This is a genomic window from Streptomyces sp. NPDC058663 (assembly GCF_042716745.1).
Classification (GTDB): domain Bacteria; phylum Actinomycetota; class Actinomycetes; order Streptomycetales; family Streptomycetaceae; genus Streptomyces.
Genome location: NZ_JBHXRV010000093.1, coordinates 1 through 15,170, shown reverse-complemented (window position 1 = coordinate 15,170; position 15,170 = coordinate 1). Strand labels below are relative to the sequence as shown.

Sequence of the window (15,170 nt, the reverse complement as noted above, 5' to 3'; positions counted from 1 at the left end):
CCGCCGGGCGCCCGGGGGTGTGGGGGGGTTGGGGGGGGGGGGGGGGGCCGGGCGGCCGCCGTGGGGGGGGGGGGGTTGGGGGGGGGGGGCGGCCCCCGCCGCCCAAGGCGGCGGGGGTAGAGGCGTGCGGCGGCCCCGCCGCCCGGGGACAGGGGTCCGCCCAAGCGCGCTGGGCGTGGGGCCCCGGGAGGCGTTACTTTTCGGTGACGCCGGCGGAGTCGAAGGTGGCCACCTCGTGCATGGCCCGCGCCGCACTCTGCACCACCGGCAGCGCCAGCAGCGCCCCCGTCCCCTCCCCCAGGCGAAGGTCCAGGTCGACCAGCGGGCGCAGTCCCAGCTTGTTGAGGGCCGCGACGTGCCCCGGCTCGGCACTGCGGTGGCCCGCGATGCAGGCCGCCAGGGCCTCGGGGGCGACCGCGCGGGCGACCAGTGCCGCCGCTCCTGCACTGACCCCGTCCAGGATCACCGGCGTACGCAGCGACGCCCCGCCGAGCAGGAAGCCGACCAGTGCCGCGTGCTCGAGACCGCCGACCGCGGACAGCACCCCGATCGGGTCGGCCGGGTCCGGCTTGTGCAGGGCCAGGGCACGGCGGACGACGTCGACCTTGCGGGCGTGCATCTCGTCGTTGATGCCGGTGCCGCGGCCGGTGACCTCCGCCGGGTCCTGACCGGTGTAGACGCAGATCAGGGCGGCGGAGACGGTGGTGTTGGCGATGCCCATCTCCCCCGTGAGGAGAGCCTTGTTACCGGCGGCGACGAGGTCGCGGGCGGTCTCGATGCCCACCTCGATCGCGGCCAGGACCTCTTCGCGGGAAAGCGCGGGGCCGGTCGTGAAGTCGGCCGTGCCGGGCCGCACCTTGCGCGGCAACAGGCCCGGGGTGGCCGGGAGTTCGCCCGCGACACCGACATCGACGACGCAGACCTCGGCACCGACCTGGTTGGCGAACGCGTTGCAGACCGCTCCCCCGCCGAGGAAGTTCGCCACCATCTGCGAGGTGACCTCCTGCGGCCAGGCGGTGACGCCCTGGGCGTGGACACCGTGGTCGCCCGCGAAGATCGCGACGGCCGCGGGCTCGGGGATCGGCGGCGGGCACGTCCGGGAGAGGCCGCTGAGCTGCGCGGAGATGATCTCCAGCATGCCGAGCGCGCCCGCGGGCTTGGTCATCCGCTTCTGCCGCTCCCACGCCTCGCCGAGCGCCTTGGCATCCAGCGGGCGGATGTTGGAGATGGTGTCCTGAAGCAGGTCGTGCGGCTCCTCGCCGGGCAGGGCCCGGCGACCGTACGTCTCCTCGTGGACGACCCAGGACAGCGGACGGCGCTTCGACCAGCCGGCCTGGAGCAGTTCGGGCTCCTCGGGGAACTCGTCGACGTAACCCACACACAGGTACGCGACGACTTCGAGGTGCTCGGGCAGGCCCAGCGCACGGACCATCTCGCGCTCGTCGAAGAAGCTGACCCAGCCGACGCCCAGGCCTTCGGCGCGGGCCGCGAGCCAGAGGTTCTCGACGGCGAGCGCCGAGGAGTACGGGGCCATCTGCGGCTGGGTGTGGCGGCCGAGGGTGTGGCGGCCACCGCGCGTCGGGTCGGCGGTGACGACGATGTTGACCGGGGTGTCGAGGATGGCCTCGATCTTCAGTTCCTTGAACTGCTTGGCGCGGGCCTTGGGCAGCGACTGGGCGTAGGCGTCGCGCTGGCGGGAGGCCAGTTCGTGCATCGCACGGCGGGTCTCGGCCGAGCGGATGACCACGAAGTCCCAGGGCTGGGAGTGGCCGACGCTGGGCGCGGTGTGCGCGGCCTCCAGGACACGGAGCAGTACCTCGTGCGGGATGGGGTCGCTGCGGAAGCCGTTGCGGATGTCGCGACGCTCGCGCATCACGCGCAGGACCGCTTCGCGCTCGGCGTCGTCGTAGCCGGGGGCGGCGGGCCGCACCGGGGCCTCGTCGACGACAGGCCCGGGAACCGCTCCCCCGCCGACGGCGCCGCCAACCGGTACGGAGCCGTCGGCACCGAGGACCTCGGCACCGAAGCCCTCGGGCGCGGCACCTTCCGGGGCGATCCCTTCGGGCACGGCTTGCCCAGCCGGGGCACTGCCCGGCACGCCACCTTCCGGTACGACGCCTTCGGGGGCGGCACTTCCCGGCGCGGCACCCTCCGGCGCGACACCGCGCGGCACGGCACCCCCCGGCGTGCCCTCGGTCGCCGTAGTGCCTTCCCGTGCGACGCCGTCCGGCGCAGCACTTCCAGGAGCGCGGCCCTCCGGTACGGCATCCGGAGCGCCACCCACCAGCACAGCACCTTCCGGCACGGCACCTCCCACCATGTCGCCCGCCGGAATGCCGCCTTCCGGCACGGCACCTCCCGGTACGACACCCCCCGGCGCGACACCGGCAGCAGCGGGCTCCGGCCGGGCGGCCGCCTCGGGCTCCTCCTCGGTCTCGATGATCTCGGCCGAGTCGGCGTCCTCCGCCGACTGCTCCGTCGGGTCGGCCTGCTGAACAGCCGGTCCGCCGTCACGCGGTGCGGGTACCGTGACGGGCCCTTCCTCGACGGCCGGTCCGGCCGTAGCAGCGGGCACCTGCCCGGCTCCCCCCGAAGGGGTCTCGTCCGGAGCAACCTCGGCCGACACGGCCTGCACCGGCTCCTGCGGCACGTGGGGGACGGCCGGCTGGGCCGTACCGGGCGCAGACGCGGGCTCCGCGACCACCCCGGGCTCCGGCTGTGCGACGGCCGTCTCCTGCTCGGGGACCTGCGATTCGGCCGTCGTGGCCTGGGCGTGGGGCGCGGGCTGCCCGGCTGCCTGATGCACTGCCGCTGCCGGGGCGGGGGCGTCAGCCGGAGCCTGCGCGGTTCCGGCCGGGGCGGGCGGCTCCTGTGCCGGGGCAGGCACGACCGCCACGGGCTGCACCGACGCCGGAACCGGCTGCGAGCCGTCCGGAACCGGGCCGTCCACCTGTACAGCCTGTCCCTGCGGCGGCGTCACGGCCCCGGCGGGGCCCTGCGGGGTCACCTGCGGCGAAGCGGCAACCGCAGCCGCTTCCGCGGCGGCGGGGGTTACGGATCCCTGAACGGCGCCGGGCGCGCTCTCGGGGGCGGGGACGGTCACCACAGCACCTTCTTGTACGACTTCCTCTGTTCCGGCGCCGTCGGACAGGGCTTCCGCCGGAGCACCCTCCGGCTCGCCGGGCCCTTCCGGAGCGACACCGTCCGCAACAGCTTCGGCAACGGTTTCCCGAGCGTCTGCTTCCGAAGCGACGGCATCCGGAGCGACAGGCTCCGGAACGACCGTTTCTGCTGCACCGTTCTCTTCTTCTGCACCACCCTGAGGCTGCTGGAGCTCCTGGGTCGGCTGGGACTGCGTCGGCACCATCCCGGCCTCCGGGACCGGGACCGGGGTCGGCGCCGGGTCAACCGGGGCCGGCTCGCGCGTCTCCGCCCCGGTCTGCTCCGGGGCCTCTCCCGGAGCAGGAGGGGGGGACACGTGTCCCTCGGCCGGCGACTCACCTGCGGCCTGCGCCGGGACGTCCTCGGTCCGGACCTGTGCGTCGGCCTGGACCTGCACCTGTGGCTGTCCCTGCGCGGGCACCGATACCGGTGCCGCGGCTACCTGCGCCTGCGACACCTGCGTCTGTACGGACTGGGCCTGCTCAGCAGGATCCTGCACGGCCTGCACGGCCTGCACGCTCTGCCCTGACCTGGCCCGCCCGGGCGCTGCCACCGGCGCGGCCGCGTACATCGCCCCGGCCTGCGGGTGCGGGCTCCACGGCGTCGGTCCCTGGGAAGGGATCTCGCCCAACTGAGGGCCCGGCAGGATCGCGGAGTCGTCCCGCGGAATGTCGAGGTACTCGGGACCCGTCGTCGGCGGCCCCGGATTGCGCGTCGGTGTCTCCGCCGGCGCGGCGAAGCGGCCGGGAGCGGCACCCGACGCGGCTCCGGAAACGCCCGGAGCACCCGGAGCACCCGGCGCACTGGGCACACCAGCGGCCCCAGCAGCACCCTGCGCCGGTACGGAGCTCTGCGCTGCCGGTCCCCGGTCGGCCAGGGAGCGTACGACACCGCCGGAGGCGTCCGGCACGGGCGGGCCCATGTGCAGCGGGCGGCGGGACGGCGGCGGGGCCGGGGCGGCGGAGGCCGCGGGCAGCGGAGCGGACGGGGCCTGGGGAGGCATCCGTACGCCCGACAGGTCGACGGAACCGGAGTCCCGGCCACCGGCCTCGTGCGCACCGGTCTCGACCGTCTGCGCGGCGGGCCGGGCGAAGGGCGCGGCGGGTGGGGCCTCCTGCGGTGCGGAGTCCGCGGCACGGGCTCCGGGGTCCACGAACTGCGGGGCGGGCGCAGCCGGGGCGGCCGCGGGCGGGGCCTGCGCGGGCACCACCTGCGGGTCGCTCCACGCGCCCTGCGAGGCGGGCATCAGCAGGAGGTCGTCGTCCTCCATGCCGGGCTCCGCGGAGTGCCCCGACGGATCGGAGGGGTCGAGGTAGGTGTAGGCGCCTGGGGCGGGTACGCCCGGCTGCTCCACCATGCCCGCGCCCTCCGGCAGACCCTCGCCCGGGACCTGGCCGGTGTCAGTCATGCGTACCCCTCGCCCATCTGTAGCGCCAGCGCTTCCTCGGCCCGGCCGCCTTTCGCATGCGGGGCCCCGTCGCCCGGAACGACCGCTCGACACGTCCGCGCCCGTCTGTGGTGGAACGAGCGGGGGTGCCGCGCGGCACGAAAGGTTCCGCGGACACCAAGCATTGTCGCGGCCCTTCGGGGCCGGGGCAGGAAGAACTGCCACGACCCTCTGTGGGCTGCGCCACGTCGCGCACGTCCCGGGTCCGCCGTACCGCACCGGACCCCCAAAGGGGGTTCCTTTTCAGGACATTGGCGAACGATCCACCAACCGCCCATCTGCGGTACAACGATCGGCCAGCCTACCCCGCGCCACTGACAATGCTCGCCCTGGGGAGCGATCAGTAGAACATCCGCGCGAAGAAGGGGAGATGGTCCCGCTGGATCGGGTACGAGGGTCCCGAACCGCCCCGCCGATGGATCCGGATGGGTTATACGAGCGGGTCAGCCGCGCGCGTCCCGGGTCGCCCGCTCCGCCCTGCGGCGCCCGGTCACCAGGAAGACCACCGACCGGGTCCGTTCCGCCCAGTCCCCCGCGGTGTCCAGGTCGACCGTCTGGAAGAGCGCGCACTCCACGGCGTAACCGCCCTCGGCGAGCACCCGGCCGATGACCTCGGCCTCGTCGCGGGTGTGCGCGTGGGTGACGATCCGTTCGGGCCGCCGGTCCACGCACGCCTCGACGACGGACGCCCCGCCGCCCCCGACGCGTACGACGTCCGGTTCCGGCAGGTCCTCCAGGACGTGCGGCGCCCGGCCCTGCACCACCTGGAGCTGGACCCCGAACCGGCGTGCGGCGGCCGCACTCCGCACGCACGCGTCCGCGCTCTCGTCCACGGCGATCACCGCCGCGCCGAACCGGGCCGCCTCCACGGCGAACGCCCCCGGCCCCGTGCCGATGTCCCACACCAGGTCACCGGTGCGGGGCCCGAGCCTGGCCAGCTGGGCGGCGCGCAGACCGGGGGCGTCGCCCGTGATCAGGTCCTCGCCGTACTCGCCCGACGTCAGTGCCCAGCCGCGCAGCTCCCGCGGGTAGCCGGGTTCGCGGCCCGCCACCCAGCCGCTGACCTCGGCGGGCGGCTGGGTGCCGCCGATGGCGATGACCACGTTGGGGTCGCGCCAGGCGTGGTCGGCGGCCTTGTCGGAGGTGAGGACGGTGATCCGCTCGCGCTCCGTGCCGAGTTCCTCGCAGATGACGAAGGTGCGGTGCACGCCTTCGAGGAGCAGGGCGAGTTCGGCGGGGCCGGCGCCCGGCGAGGTGAGGACGGCGACCTTGGTGTGCGCCCGGACGACGTTGACCGCGCGGCGCAGCGTACGGCGCTGGGCGACGACCACCTGGGCGTCGTCCCAGGCCATCCCGGCCCTGGCGAAGGCGGTGGCCACGGCGGAGACGGCGGGTACGACCTCGACCTCCAGGCCGTACGCGGGTGCGCGCAGGGTCCGTACGACGCCGAAGAAGCCGGGGTCCCCGTCCGCCATCACGACGGCGGTGCCCCGGTGTCCGGCGATCCGGCGGGCGGCGAGTTCGACGCTGCCCAGGCGGATGCGCTCGGCGCCGGGCGGCACGGCGGCCAGCTCCAGGTGGTGGGCGGCGCCGGCCACCAGGGTCGCGGCGGAGAGGGCGGACCTGGCCGTCGCCGTGAGGGGCGAGCCGTCCCAGCCGATCACCGTGACACGGTCGGCCATCGTGGCGGGTCTCCTGAAGCTGGAACGGGCTGACGGGGCGGTGAAGCAGGCTGAGCGTACCCGGACCGGACCACTGCCGGTCGTGGCCCCGGACGCGGTTCCGGGCGGTGGAGCCCGGCTCAGTTCCAGTCGGTGTACGAGGAGGCGTAACCGCCCGCGTCCGCCAGCCGGTCGCCGACGCCTTCCAGGTCCTCGGGGAGCAGGCTCCACACGATGAGGTCGGTGCGGATCTCGGTCCAGCCCCCGTCGGTGCCGTTCTCGGTACGGGTGCGCGCTATCCAGGCGTTGCGCAGCACCCCTTCGCTGATGCAGCCGATCTTCTGCGCGACCTGCTGGGCGGCGGTGTTGTCGGCCGGGGTGCGCAGCTCGATGCGTTCGAACCGCTGGTCGCGGAAGAGCCACTGGGCGACTGCGAGCACGGCTTCGGTGGCGTACCCCTCGCCACGGGCCCACGGGGCGGTCACATAGCCAATCTCCGCGGCCCGGATGCGCCAGTCGGTACGGGAGAGATGGACGAGGCCGACGAGGCGCTGGGTGAGGAACTCGGTGACTGCAAAGACGATTCCTCGCCCCTGGGTGCGCTCGGTGGGGGCGATGCGGCGCACCCACCGTTCGGCGTCCAGCCCGGTGTAGGGGTGCGGGGCGTCCGTCCAGGCGGTGACGGCCTCGTCGTTCATCATCTCGATGTGCGCGGGGACGTCCGCCTCCTCGTAGGGGCGCAGCACCAGCCGGTCCGTGCTGATGGAGACGTCCGGGAAGGTGGTAGTCATGCGCAGCTCCATACCGAAATACCGAAGGCCGTCGCCCTGGTCCGTGGTTCGGGCGTGAACGCACAGCATGCAGCATGCTGCGCCCGCCACGCATGACCGGGTCCGCGGTGCGTGCGGCGCGGGGCGGGGCGGCCGAAGCCCCGTACTCCGTGCGGGAGTACAGGGCTTCGATGCCAAGTATGGTACGAAATCACCTACTTGGCGGGCGTGGTGCGGGCCGGGCGGTTACTTGACCGCGCCGAAGGACGGGACGACCGCGCCGTTGTACTTGCCCTCGATGAACTTCTTCACCTCGTCCGAGTTGAGCAGCTTGGCGAGCTTCTCGACGCGGGGGTCCTTCTCGTTGCCCTTCTTGACGGCGAGGAAGTTGGCGTACGGGTTGCCGTCCGCCTTCTCGATCGCCAGCGAGTCCTTGGCCGGGTTCAGCTTGGCCTGGATGGCGAAGTTGCCGTTGATGACGGCGGCGTCGACGCTGTCCAGGGCGCGCGGCACGGACGGCGCCTCCAGCTCCTTGAACTCCAGGCCCTTCTTGTCCTTGATGTCGGAGAGCTTGGCGTCGGTGCCCACGCCGTCCTTGAGGACGATCACGCCGTTGTCGGCGAGCAGGTGCAGCGCGCGGCCCTCGTTGGTGGTGTCGTTGGGGACGGCGACCGTCTGGCCGGGCTTGAGGTCCTTGAGGCTCTTGATGTTCTTGGAGTAGAGGGCGAGCGGCTCCAGCTCGACGTTGACGACCGGGACGATGTCGGTCTTCTGCTTCTTGTTGAAGTCGTCGAGGTAGGGCTTGTGCTGGAAGAAGTTGGCGTCGACCTCGCCGGACTGGGTGGCGGTGTTCGGCAGGACGTAGTCCGAGAACTCCTTCACCGTCAGCTTGAGTCCGGCCTTGGCCGCAAGCTCCTTCTCGACGTACTTGAGGATGTCGCCGTGCGGGGTCGGGGACGCCGCGACGACGAGCGCCTTGGACTCGTCGACCTTGCCGCCCTCGGTCTTCTTGGCCGGGTCGGAGGCGGTGCCGCAGGCGGTGGCGCCCAGTGCGAGCGCGGTGACGGTGGCGGCGGCGAGGGAGATCTTGATGTTCTTACGCACGAAAAGTGCCTCTTTCTTGATCTTGCGGGTGGTACGCCCGGACAAGGAGTGCGGGCTCAGGGGGGAGGAGAAGTCTGGGGGGAGCCGGGGCTCAGGAGGTGCGGCCCCGGCGGGCCAGGAGGCGCAGGACGCCGTCACCGACGAGCTGGACGACGGTCACCAGGACCACCAGGATCAGCACGGTCGCGAGCATGAACCCGGTCTCGAAGCGCTGATAGCCGTAGGTGACCGCGACGCTGCCGAGTCCGCCGCCGCCCACCGCGCCGGCCATCGCGGAGTAGCCGATGAGCACGATGAACGTGGTGGTGACGGAGGAGATCAGCGAGGGCAGGGCCTGCGGCAGCAGCACCTTGAAGACGATCGTCGGCACGCCACCGCCCATCGCCTGGGCGGCCTCGACCAGACCGTGGTCGACCTCGCGGACCGCGGTCTCCACCAGCCGTGCGAAGAACGGAATGGCGCCGACGGCCAGCGGCACGACCATGGCACTGGGGCCGATGAAGGTGCCGACGAGGAGCGTCGTGAAGGGGATCAGGGCGATCAGCAGCACGATGAACGGCAGCGAACGGCCGATGTTCACGACGACGCCGACGATCTTGTTGACGACCGCGTTCTGCAGCAGGCCGCCCTTGTCGGTGAGGACGAGGAGCACGCCGAGCGGCAGGCCGACGGCCACCGAGACGAGGGTGGACCAGAGCACCATGTAAAGGGTGTCGATGATGCCCTGCGACAGCAGCGGCTGCATCTCTGACCAGGTCACTTGCCACTCTCCTTGACCAGCTGGGACCCCTTGGCCGCGGCGGCGGGGGCCTGTACGGGCACCCCGGCCGGGTGCTGCGCGTCCGTCTCCTGCGCGTCCGTCGCCTCCACGTCGTCGACGACGTCGACCTGCCGGCCCTGCTCGCGCAGGAAGCCCACGGGCACGACGTTCTCCTCGTAGTGGCCGGGCAGCTCGATGCGCATCCGGCCGATCTGCTTGCCGGCGACGGTGTCCATCGCGGCGCCCAGGATCGAGATGTCGATGTTGTACGTGCGCGAGAGCTGCGAGATGACGGGCCTGGTGGCGGCCTCGCCGTGGAAGGTCACGTCGATCACGGTGCGGCCGGGGCCTGTCGCCTGTCCGGTCACCGGGAACAGCTCCTGGGCCAGTTCGGAGCCGGGGGTGGCGAGCAGTTTGCTCACCGTTCCCGACTCGACGATCCGTCCGCGCCGCATCAGGGCGGCCGAGTCGCAGACGGTCTTGACGACGTCCATCTCGTGCGTGATGAGCAGGACGGTCAGGCCGAGCTGCTGGTTGAGGTCGCGCAGCAACTGGAGGATGGAGCGGGTGGTCTCCGGGTCGAGCGCGCTGGTCGCCTCGTCGGAGAGCAGCACCTTGGGGTCCCCGGCCAGGGCGCGGGCGATGCCGACGCGCTGCTTCTGGCCGCCGGAGAGCTGTCCGGGGTACGCCTTCGCCTTGTCGGCGAGGCCCACCAGGTCGAGCAGTTCCCGGGCCTTGCGGGTGCGCTCCTGACCGGAGACGCCGAGGATTTCCAGCGGCAGCTCGATGTTGCCCTGCACGGTGCGCGAGGACAGCAGGTTGAAGTGCTGGAAGACCATGCCGATCCGGCTGCGGGCGGCGCGCAGCTCCTTGCCGGCCCGGGTGGAGCGGCCGGCGAGTGCGGTGAGGTCGACGCCGTCGACGGTCACGGTGCCGGTGGTGGGGCGCTCCAGCAGGTTGACGCAGCGGATGAGCGAGGACTTGCCGGCGCCGCTCTGGCCGATGACGCCGTACACCTCGCCCTCACGGACGTGCAGGTCGACGCCGTCGAGGGCGGTGACCTCACGGCCGCGTGACTGGTAGACCTTGGTCAGGCCAGTAGTGGTGATCACAGGGGTTTCCATCACTGTCGTCGAGTGCGCGGCGGCGTGGTGGTGTCCGCCGGCACGGGGCAGGTCGTCCGGGGTGGGGCGCGGCACAGCTCGGCGCGTGAAGCCGGGGGGGCTCTACGGAACCGGGGCGCGCGGGGCGGGCGCGGAAGGTACGGGAACGGCGTGGAGGCTTCCTTCGTACGTACGCGGCCGGACCGGTCCTCGCTTCGGGGCGCGAGGCTCAGGCGGGGGCCCTCAGAAGTCGCACATTCGACACATACAACGAGCACCGGGCGTCATCATCGCCTCGGTCGCAAGGGTGCGGCTGCTCGTCGTGGTCATGGGAACGAGTAAACCAGACGCCCGTACGAGCCGATCCATCCTGTCCGAATAGCGGACATCAGCGGTCCGTACAGCGGACGCGTGGGCGGCCGGAGCCCGGTGTCCGCCGGGCCCCCGGCCTGGGCAGTGTGGCCAACACCACGCCTGCCCTCCCCGACCGCCGGGCGGGCGGGGAGGGTGCGCTGGGCAGGCCGGGGGCCCGGGCCCGGCCTGCGGAACTGCCCGATACGCTCGTTCTCATGCTTGATGCCCTCACGGTCGCCCTCTCCGTGGCCGCGCTCGCCCTCGCCGCCTGGTGCGGTTACGCCGCCTTCCGCGACCAGCCCACCAAGGACTGGCACTTCATCGGCATGGCCTTGGTGACGGTCCTCGCGCTCGCCCAGCTGGTCGTCGGCATCGTGCAGCTGGCCCGCGGCGAGAAGCCCGCCGAAGGCAACGTGATCTTCGTGTCGTACCTGATCGGCTCGTTCGCGGCGGTCCCCGCAGCCGGCTTCATGTCGCTCGCGGAGCGGACCAAGTGGGGTTCGATCACGGTGGCGGCGGGTGCGGTGGTCCTCGCCGTGCTCGAAGTGCGGCTCTACGACATCTGGAGCGGCTGACATGACCGGGACCGCTGCCCCCGAGGGCAGGAAGCGGCTGGTCAAGGGGCCGGGGCTGCTGCTGGTGTGGCTGTACGGGGTGATGTCGGTCGGCGCGGTGTCGCGGTCGGCGTACCAGATCGCGACGGAGTTCGACCGGGCGCCGCTGGCGTACTCGCTGTCGGCGGTGGCGGCGGTGGTCTACGCGTTCATCACGTACACGCTGGTACGGGGCGGTGAGACGGCGCGGCGGGTGGCGCTGGTGTGCTGTGCGGTGGAGCTGGTGGGGGTGCTGGTGGTGGGCACCTGGACGCTGGTCGCGCCGGGAGCGTTCCCGGACGCGACGGTGTGGTCGAAGTACGGTGCGGGCTACTTGCTGATTCCGGTCATCCTGCCGGTGACGGGGCTGTTGTGGCTCCGCGCACGCCGGTAGCCCGCCGTACGGGTGCGCCCGTCAGGGGCGCGGGGCTGTGTCACTGTGCGGCTCCGCCGCGCGGGCGCGGCCTGCTGCGGGTGCGCCCGTCAGGGGTGCCGGGCTGTGTCACTGTGCGGCTCCGCAGCGCGGGCGCGGCCTGCCACTCCGTGCCCCGTTAGGGGCGCGGGGAACTGCGCGGCCAGCCACACTCCACCCGCTCACCCCCACCCACCCCTGGCCGGGCTGCCACCCCGGGGTCCGGGGCGGAGCCACCCGCGCGGCGGAGCCGCAAAGTGTCGCAGTCGGGAAGGGGCGGGGTGGGGTGAAGCCCCGCGCAGCGGACCACTCCGGAACGGAGCGGAACCCTCACTGGCGGACCCGGGGTGGGGCGGGGCCCAGGTGCACGGCTCCGCCGGGGGCCGCCCCCTTGCCCGCCCGTCCCGCCCCCGGGGGGCGGCCCCGCCGCCCAAGGGGGCTGGGGGGTAGGGGTCGAGCGGCCCGGCGGGCGTGGGGGTGTTGACGACCAGGGTCAGGCGGTGGGGGCGTAGGAGGGGGTGGAGGGTTTCTCCAGGGTGAGGAGGGTCAGGCGCGGCGTCTCCACCGCGGAGGCCGTCTGCGCGTACCCCCGGCTGCGGTAGAGGCGCAGGTTCGCCTCACTGCGGTGACCCGTGATCAGCCGGAACCGCGTGGCGTCCGTCGCCCCCGCCACCCGCGCCTCGATCGCCGTGAGCAGCCGCCCGCCGAGCCCGTGCCTGCGCATCCTGGGATGCACGATCAGTTTGGCGATGCGGGCCGTGCCGTCCGGGTCCGTCGTCGCCCTGACCGACGCGACGACCTCGTTCCCGAGCCGGGCCACCAGACAGTGCCCCTGGCCCAGTTCGGCCTGCAGGTCCGCCAGGGTCTGGGTCAGCGGCTCGATGCCGTAGTCGTCGTAGAGCTCCGCTTCGCTCTGGTAGCAGAGGTACTGGAGTTTGAGGATCTGCTCGGCGTCCCGTTCGTCCGCCGCAGAGATGATCACGCTCGTGCCCATGTGTGCTGCCTCCTGCTCGCCCGCTCCACCGGCCGGTCTACGGCTCCATTCCCCTGCGTTCGGGGGGCGCAACCTCCGCCGCGAGCATTCTGCGCAGGCATCCCAGGCAACGGGAACGCATGGGCCCCAAACTCCCTTGTGACATTCCCAACTCCCCTGCGATTTCCCGGTAGGTGGGGTCGGTGGGAGACAGGAGGAGGGAGAGGAGGGGGCGGCAGCGGGCGGGGAGGCGGCGGACCGCCGCCCGCAGCATCCGGCGGCGCTCGGCGGCCAGTACGGCCGGTTCGGGCCCGGCGTCGTACGCCTCCGGAGGTTCGGCGGCGTAGGGCTGTTCGTGCAGGGTGCGGCGCCTGGCGAGCCGGGCCTCGGCCCGTACCGCGCTGCGCAGCCACCCGGCGGGCGATGCGGGGACGCCGCCGTCGTGTTCCAGCAGCCGTACCCAGACGGCCTGTTCGAGGTCGGCCGCCTCCACTCCCGCGCCCGGCGCCTCGGCGGCGGCTTCGGCGGCGAGCAGCGGGGTGAGGGCATGCACCTCGTGCAGCAGTAGATCCATGCCCGGCGGGACGCGGCCGGAGCCGGCTGCGGTTGCCGCTCCGGCCGCGTCTCACCCGTACGAGGCACCTGCGCCCGCGCACGGATCGGCGGTCCCGCCCGCGGGCGGGGCCGCCGCGTCGCTACGCGCGGAAGTCGGCCGCGGCCAGCAGTGCGGTGTCCGGGTGGTCGGAGAAGATGCCGTCGATGCCGGTCGCGAAGTACGCCTTCAGGGCGCCGAAGACGTCTCCGTAGGCTGCCGGGTCGGTGCCGCGGCGGAAGTCGGCGGGCAGGAAGTTGTTCTCGTTGCGCGCCGTGTACGGGTGCAGGATCAGGCCCTTGGCGTGTGCGTCCCGCACCAGGGTGGTGGGCTTGCCCAGCTTGCCCGCGGCGTCCTTCGGGATGATCAGGTCGAGGGACGGGCCCAGGCCCTGCGCGAAGCCTGCGATCCACTTCAGGCCCGCGGGCTTGATCAGGTCGCCGACGGTGCGCGGGTCGCCGGAGGTGACGAAGTCGTAGGGGCGGGACGTCAAGGAGCTGTCCAGCAGAACGACGCGCGGCGCGTCCACCAGCTTCGCCAGACGCTGGATGCTGGTCGGCTCGAAGGACTGGAGGAAGGTCGGGGAGTGCTTCTTGTGCCGCCCGTACTTGCGCAGGAGGCGGGCGAGCGGCTCCTCCGTGCCGAGGCCCAGGCCCCGGAAGTAGGTGGGGTGCTTGGTCTCGATGTGCAGCCACACCGGGCGGCCGCGCCGGCGGCCCTCCTTCTCCGCCCAGCTCAGCACCTCCTCCAGGGTGGGTATCTGCCAGCGGCCGTCGTAGAGGGTGTTGCGCGGGCGAAGCGCGGGGATGCGCTCCTTGGCGCGCAGCGTCCTGAGCTCGGCGAGGGTGAAGTCCTCGGTGAACCAGCCGGTCATCTCGACGCCGTCGACTCTCTTGGTCGCCTTGCGGGAGGCGAACTCGGGGTGCGCGGCGACGTCGGTGGTGCCGGTGATGTCGTTCTCGTGCCGGCAGACGAGGTGCCCGTCCTTGGTGGGGACGACGTCCTGCTCGACGACGTGGGCGCCCATGTCGAGGGCGAGCTGGTAGGCGCCCAGGGTGTGCTCGGGCCGGTAGCCGCTGGCGCCGCGGTGTCCCACGACGGTCGGCACGGGCAGCCCGCGGTAGCCGGAACCACCGCGTCCGGAACCATCGTGGCCGACGGCCGCCGCCGTACCGGAGAGGCCGAGGGCCGCTCCGCCCGCCCCGATGACCGCCGCACCCAGCAGCGCCCGGCGGCCCGGGCCGGACTGCGCACCTTGTGTCATGAAAACTCCTTGGCTCTGAGAGGTCTACGACGTAAAGACTGGGGGACTCGGACAAGACACAGCGGAAACGCACGTCAACACTGCGTATCCAGTTGGTGAACCCGATGTGCGATCAGAGGCGACCCGCGAGTATCGTCCTCACCTGCACCGACCCTGTAAACCTCGCCGGACCACACAAGAATCACGACTTCGGAGGAACCGTTGTCCCGTCTCGCGCTCATCAAGGCAGTGCTCGGACCGATCCTGCGCCTGATGTTCCGCCCCCGGGTGGAAGGCGCCGAGAACATCCCGGGGACGGGCCCGGTCATCCTGGCCGGTAACCACCTGACGTTCATCGACTCCATGATCATGCCGATCTGCCTGGACCGCCCGGTGCACTACATCGGCAAGGACGAGTACGTCACCGGCAAGGGGATCAAGGGCCGGCTGATGGCCTGGTTCTTCACCAGCTGCGGCATGATCCCGGTCGACCGGGACGGCGGGCGCGGCGGCGTCGCGGCGCTGATGACGGGCCGTCGCGTGCTGGAGGAGGGCAAGATGTTCTCCATCTACCCCGAGGGCACCCGCTCCCCCGACGGCCGCCTCTACCGGGGCCGCACCGGCATCGCGCGTCTGACGCTGATGACGGGTGCGCCCGTGGTGCCGTTCGCGATGATCGGCACGGACAAGATCCAGCCGGGCGGTGCGGGCCTGCCGCGCCCCGGCAAGGTGACGGTGCGGTTCGGTGAGCCGATGGAGTTCTCCCGGTACGAGGGCATGGACCGCGACCGCTATGTGCTGCGGGCGGTGACCGACTCGGTGATGTCCGAGGTCATGCAGCTGTCGGGCCAGGAGTACGTGGACATGTACGCCACGAAGGCGAAGGCGGCCTGACCGCACGCGCCCACGCGAGGGGCCCCTGCCGGAGTGATCCGGCAGGGGCCCCACGCGTGGGCGCGGCCGTAAGGTCGCCCCGGGCGTCCCCGCGGGCGGGTC

Annotated in this window: 12 protein-coding genes; 3 read left to right on the top strand and 9 right to left on the bottom strand. The window is 72.6% G+C overall.

All coding sequences use genetic code 11. From position 1 onward, the window contains the following. Positions 1-193: 193 nt before the first annotated feature. From cobT to ACFWVV_RS37065, 6 genes are all read right to left on the bottom strand, one after another. Positions 194-4,570, bottom strand: a complete 4,377-nt coding sequence (cobT, locus tag ACFWVV_RS37090) for a nicotinate-nucleotide--dimethylbenzimidazole phosphoribosyltransferase (RefSeq protein WP_384358867.1) — start codon at positions 4,568-4,570, stop codon at positions 194-196. Between the two features lie 482 nt (positions 4,571-5,052). After that, positions 5,053-6,291: a precorrin-6y C5,15-methyltransferase (decarboxylating) subunit CbiE gene (cbiE, locus tag ACFWVV_RS37085; protein ID WP_384358869.1), complete on the bottom strand. Its 1,239-nt coding sequence runs from the start codon at positions 6,289-6,291 to the stop codon at positions 5,053-5,055. A gap of 119 nt (positions 6,292-6,410) precedes the next feature. Then, the gene (locus tag ACFWVV_RS37080; protein WP_384358871.1) at positions 6,411-7,061 is read right to left on the bottom strand and encodes a GNAT family N-acetyltransferase; all 651 of its coding nucleotides are present in this window, start codon (positions 7,059-7,061) and stop codon (positions 6,411-6,413) included. A 225-nt stretch (positions 7,062-7,286) separates the two neighbouring features. Continuing rightward, positions 7,287-8,144 (bottom strand): MetQ/NlpA family ABC transporter substrate-binding protein, encoded by an 858-nt coding sequence (locus ACFWVV_RS37075; protein WP_384358873.1) that lies wholly within the window; start codon positions 8,142-8,144, stop codon positions 7,287-7,289. Positions 8,145-8,235: 91 nt separating this feature from the next. Continuing rightward, positions 8,236-8,904 (bottom strand): methionine ABC transporter permease, encoded by a 669-nt coding sequence (locus tag ACFWVV_RS37070; protein ID WP_384358875.1) that lies wholly within the window; start codon positions 8,902-8,904, stop codon positions 8,236-8,238. Further along, positions 8,901-10,016, bottom strand: coding sequence for a methionine ABC transporter ATP-binding protein (locus ACFWVV_RS37065; RefSeq protein ID WP_384358877.1), 1,116 nt, complete (start codon positions 10,014-10,016; stop codon positions 8,901-8,903). Before ACFWVV_RS37065 ends, ACFWVV_RS37070 begins: the two co-directional genes overlap by 4 nt. A gap of 560 nt (positions 10,017-10,576) precedes the next feature. Here ACFWVV_RS37065 and ACFWVV_RS37060 point away from each other — a divergent pair. Next, positions 10,577-10,936: a hypothetical protein gene (locus tag ACFWVV_RS37060; RefSeq protein WP_384358879.1), complete on the top strand. Its 360-nt coding sequence runs from the start codon at positions 10,577-10,579 to the stop codon at positions 10,934-10,936. Position 10,937: 1 nt separating this feature from the next. Beyond that, positions 10,938-11,348: a hypothetical protein gene (locus ACFWVV_RS37055; RefSeq protein ID WP_384358881.1), complete on the top strand. Its 411-nt coding sequence runs from the start codon at positions 10,938-10,940 to the stop codon at positions 11,346-11,348. 511 nt (positions 11,349-11,859) lie between these two features. Here the strand turns inward: ACFWVV_RS37055 and ACFWVV_RS37050 are convergent. From ACFWVV_RS37050 to ACFWVV_RS37040, 3 genes are all read right to left on the bottom strand, one after another. Continuing rightward, a complete protein-coding gene (locus tag ACFWVV_RS37050) occupies positions 11,860-12,360 on the bottom strand; it encodes a GNAT family N-acetyltransferase (protein WP_384358883.1) in 501 nt (166 codons plus the stop codon). Between the two features lie 37 nt (positions 12,361-12,397). After that, entirely contained in the window at positions 12,398-12,913 is a 516-nt protein-coding gene (locus tag ACFWVV_RS37045) for a sigma-70 family RNA polymerase sigma factor (protein WP_384358885.1), read from the bottom strand. Positions 12,914-13,034: 121 nt separating this feature from the next. Beyond that, a complete protein-coding gene (locus tag ACFWVV_RS37040; RefSeq protein ID WP_384358887.1) occupies positions 13,035-14,195 on the bottom strand; it encodes a glycerophosphodiester phosphodiesterase in 1,161 nt (386 codons plus the stop codon). 201 nt (positions 14,196-14,396) lie between these two features. On the opposite strand from ACFWVV_RS37040, the gene ACFWVV_RS37035 reads away from it, so the two are divergent. Continuing rightward, positions 14,397-15,068, top strand: coding sequence for a lysophospholipid acyltransferase family protein (locus ACFWVV_RS37035; protein ID WP_384358889.1), 672 nt, complete (start codon positions 14,397-14,399; stop codon positions 15,066-15,068). Positions 15,069-15,170: the final 102 nt, after the last annotated feature.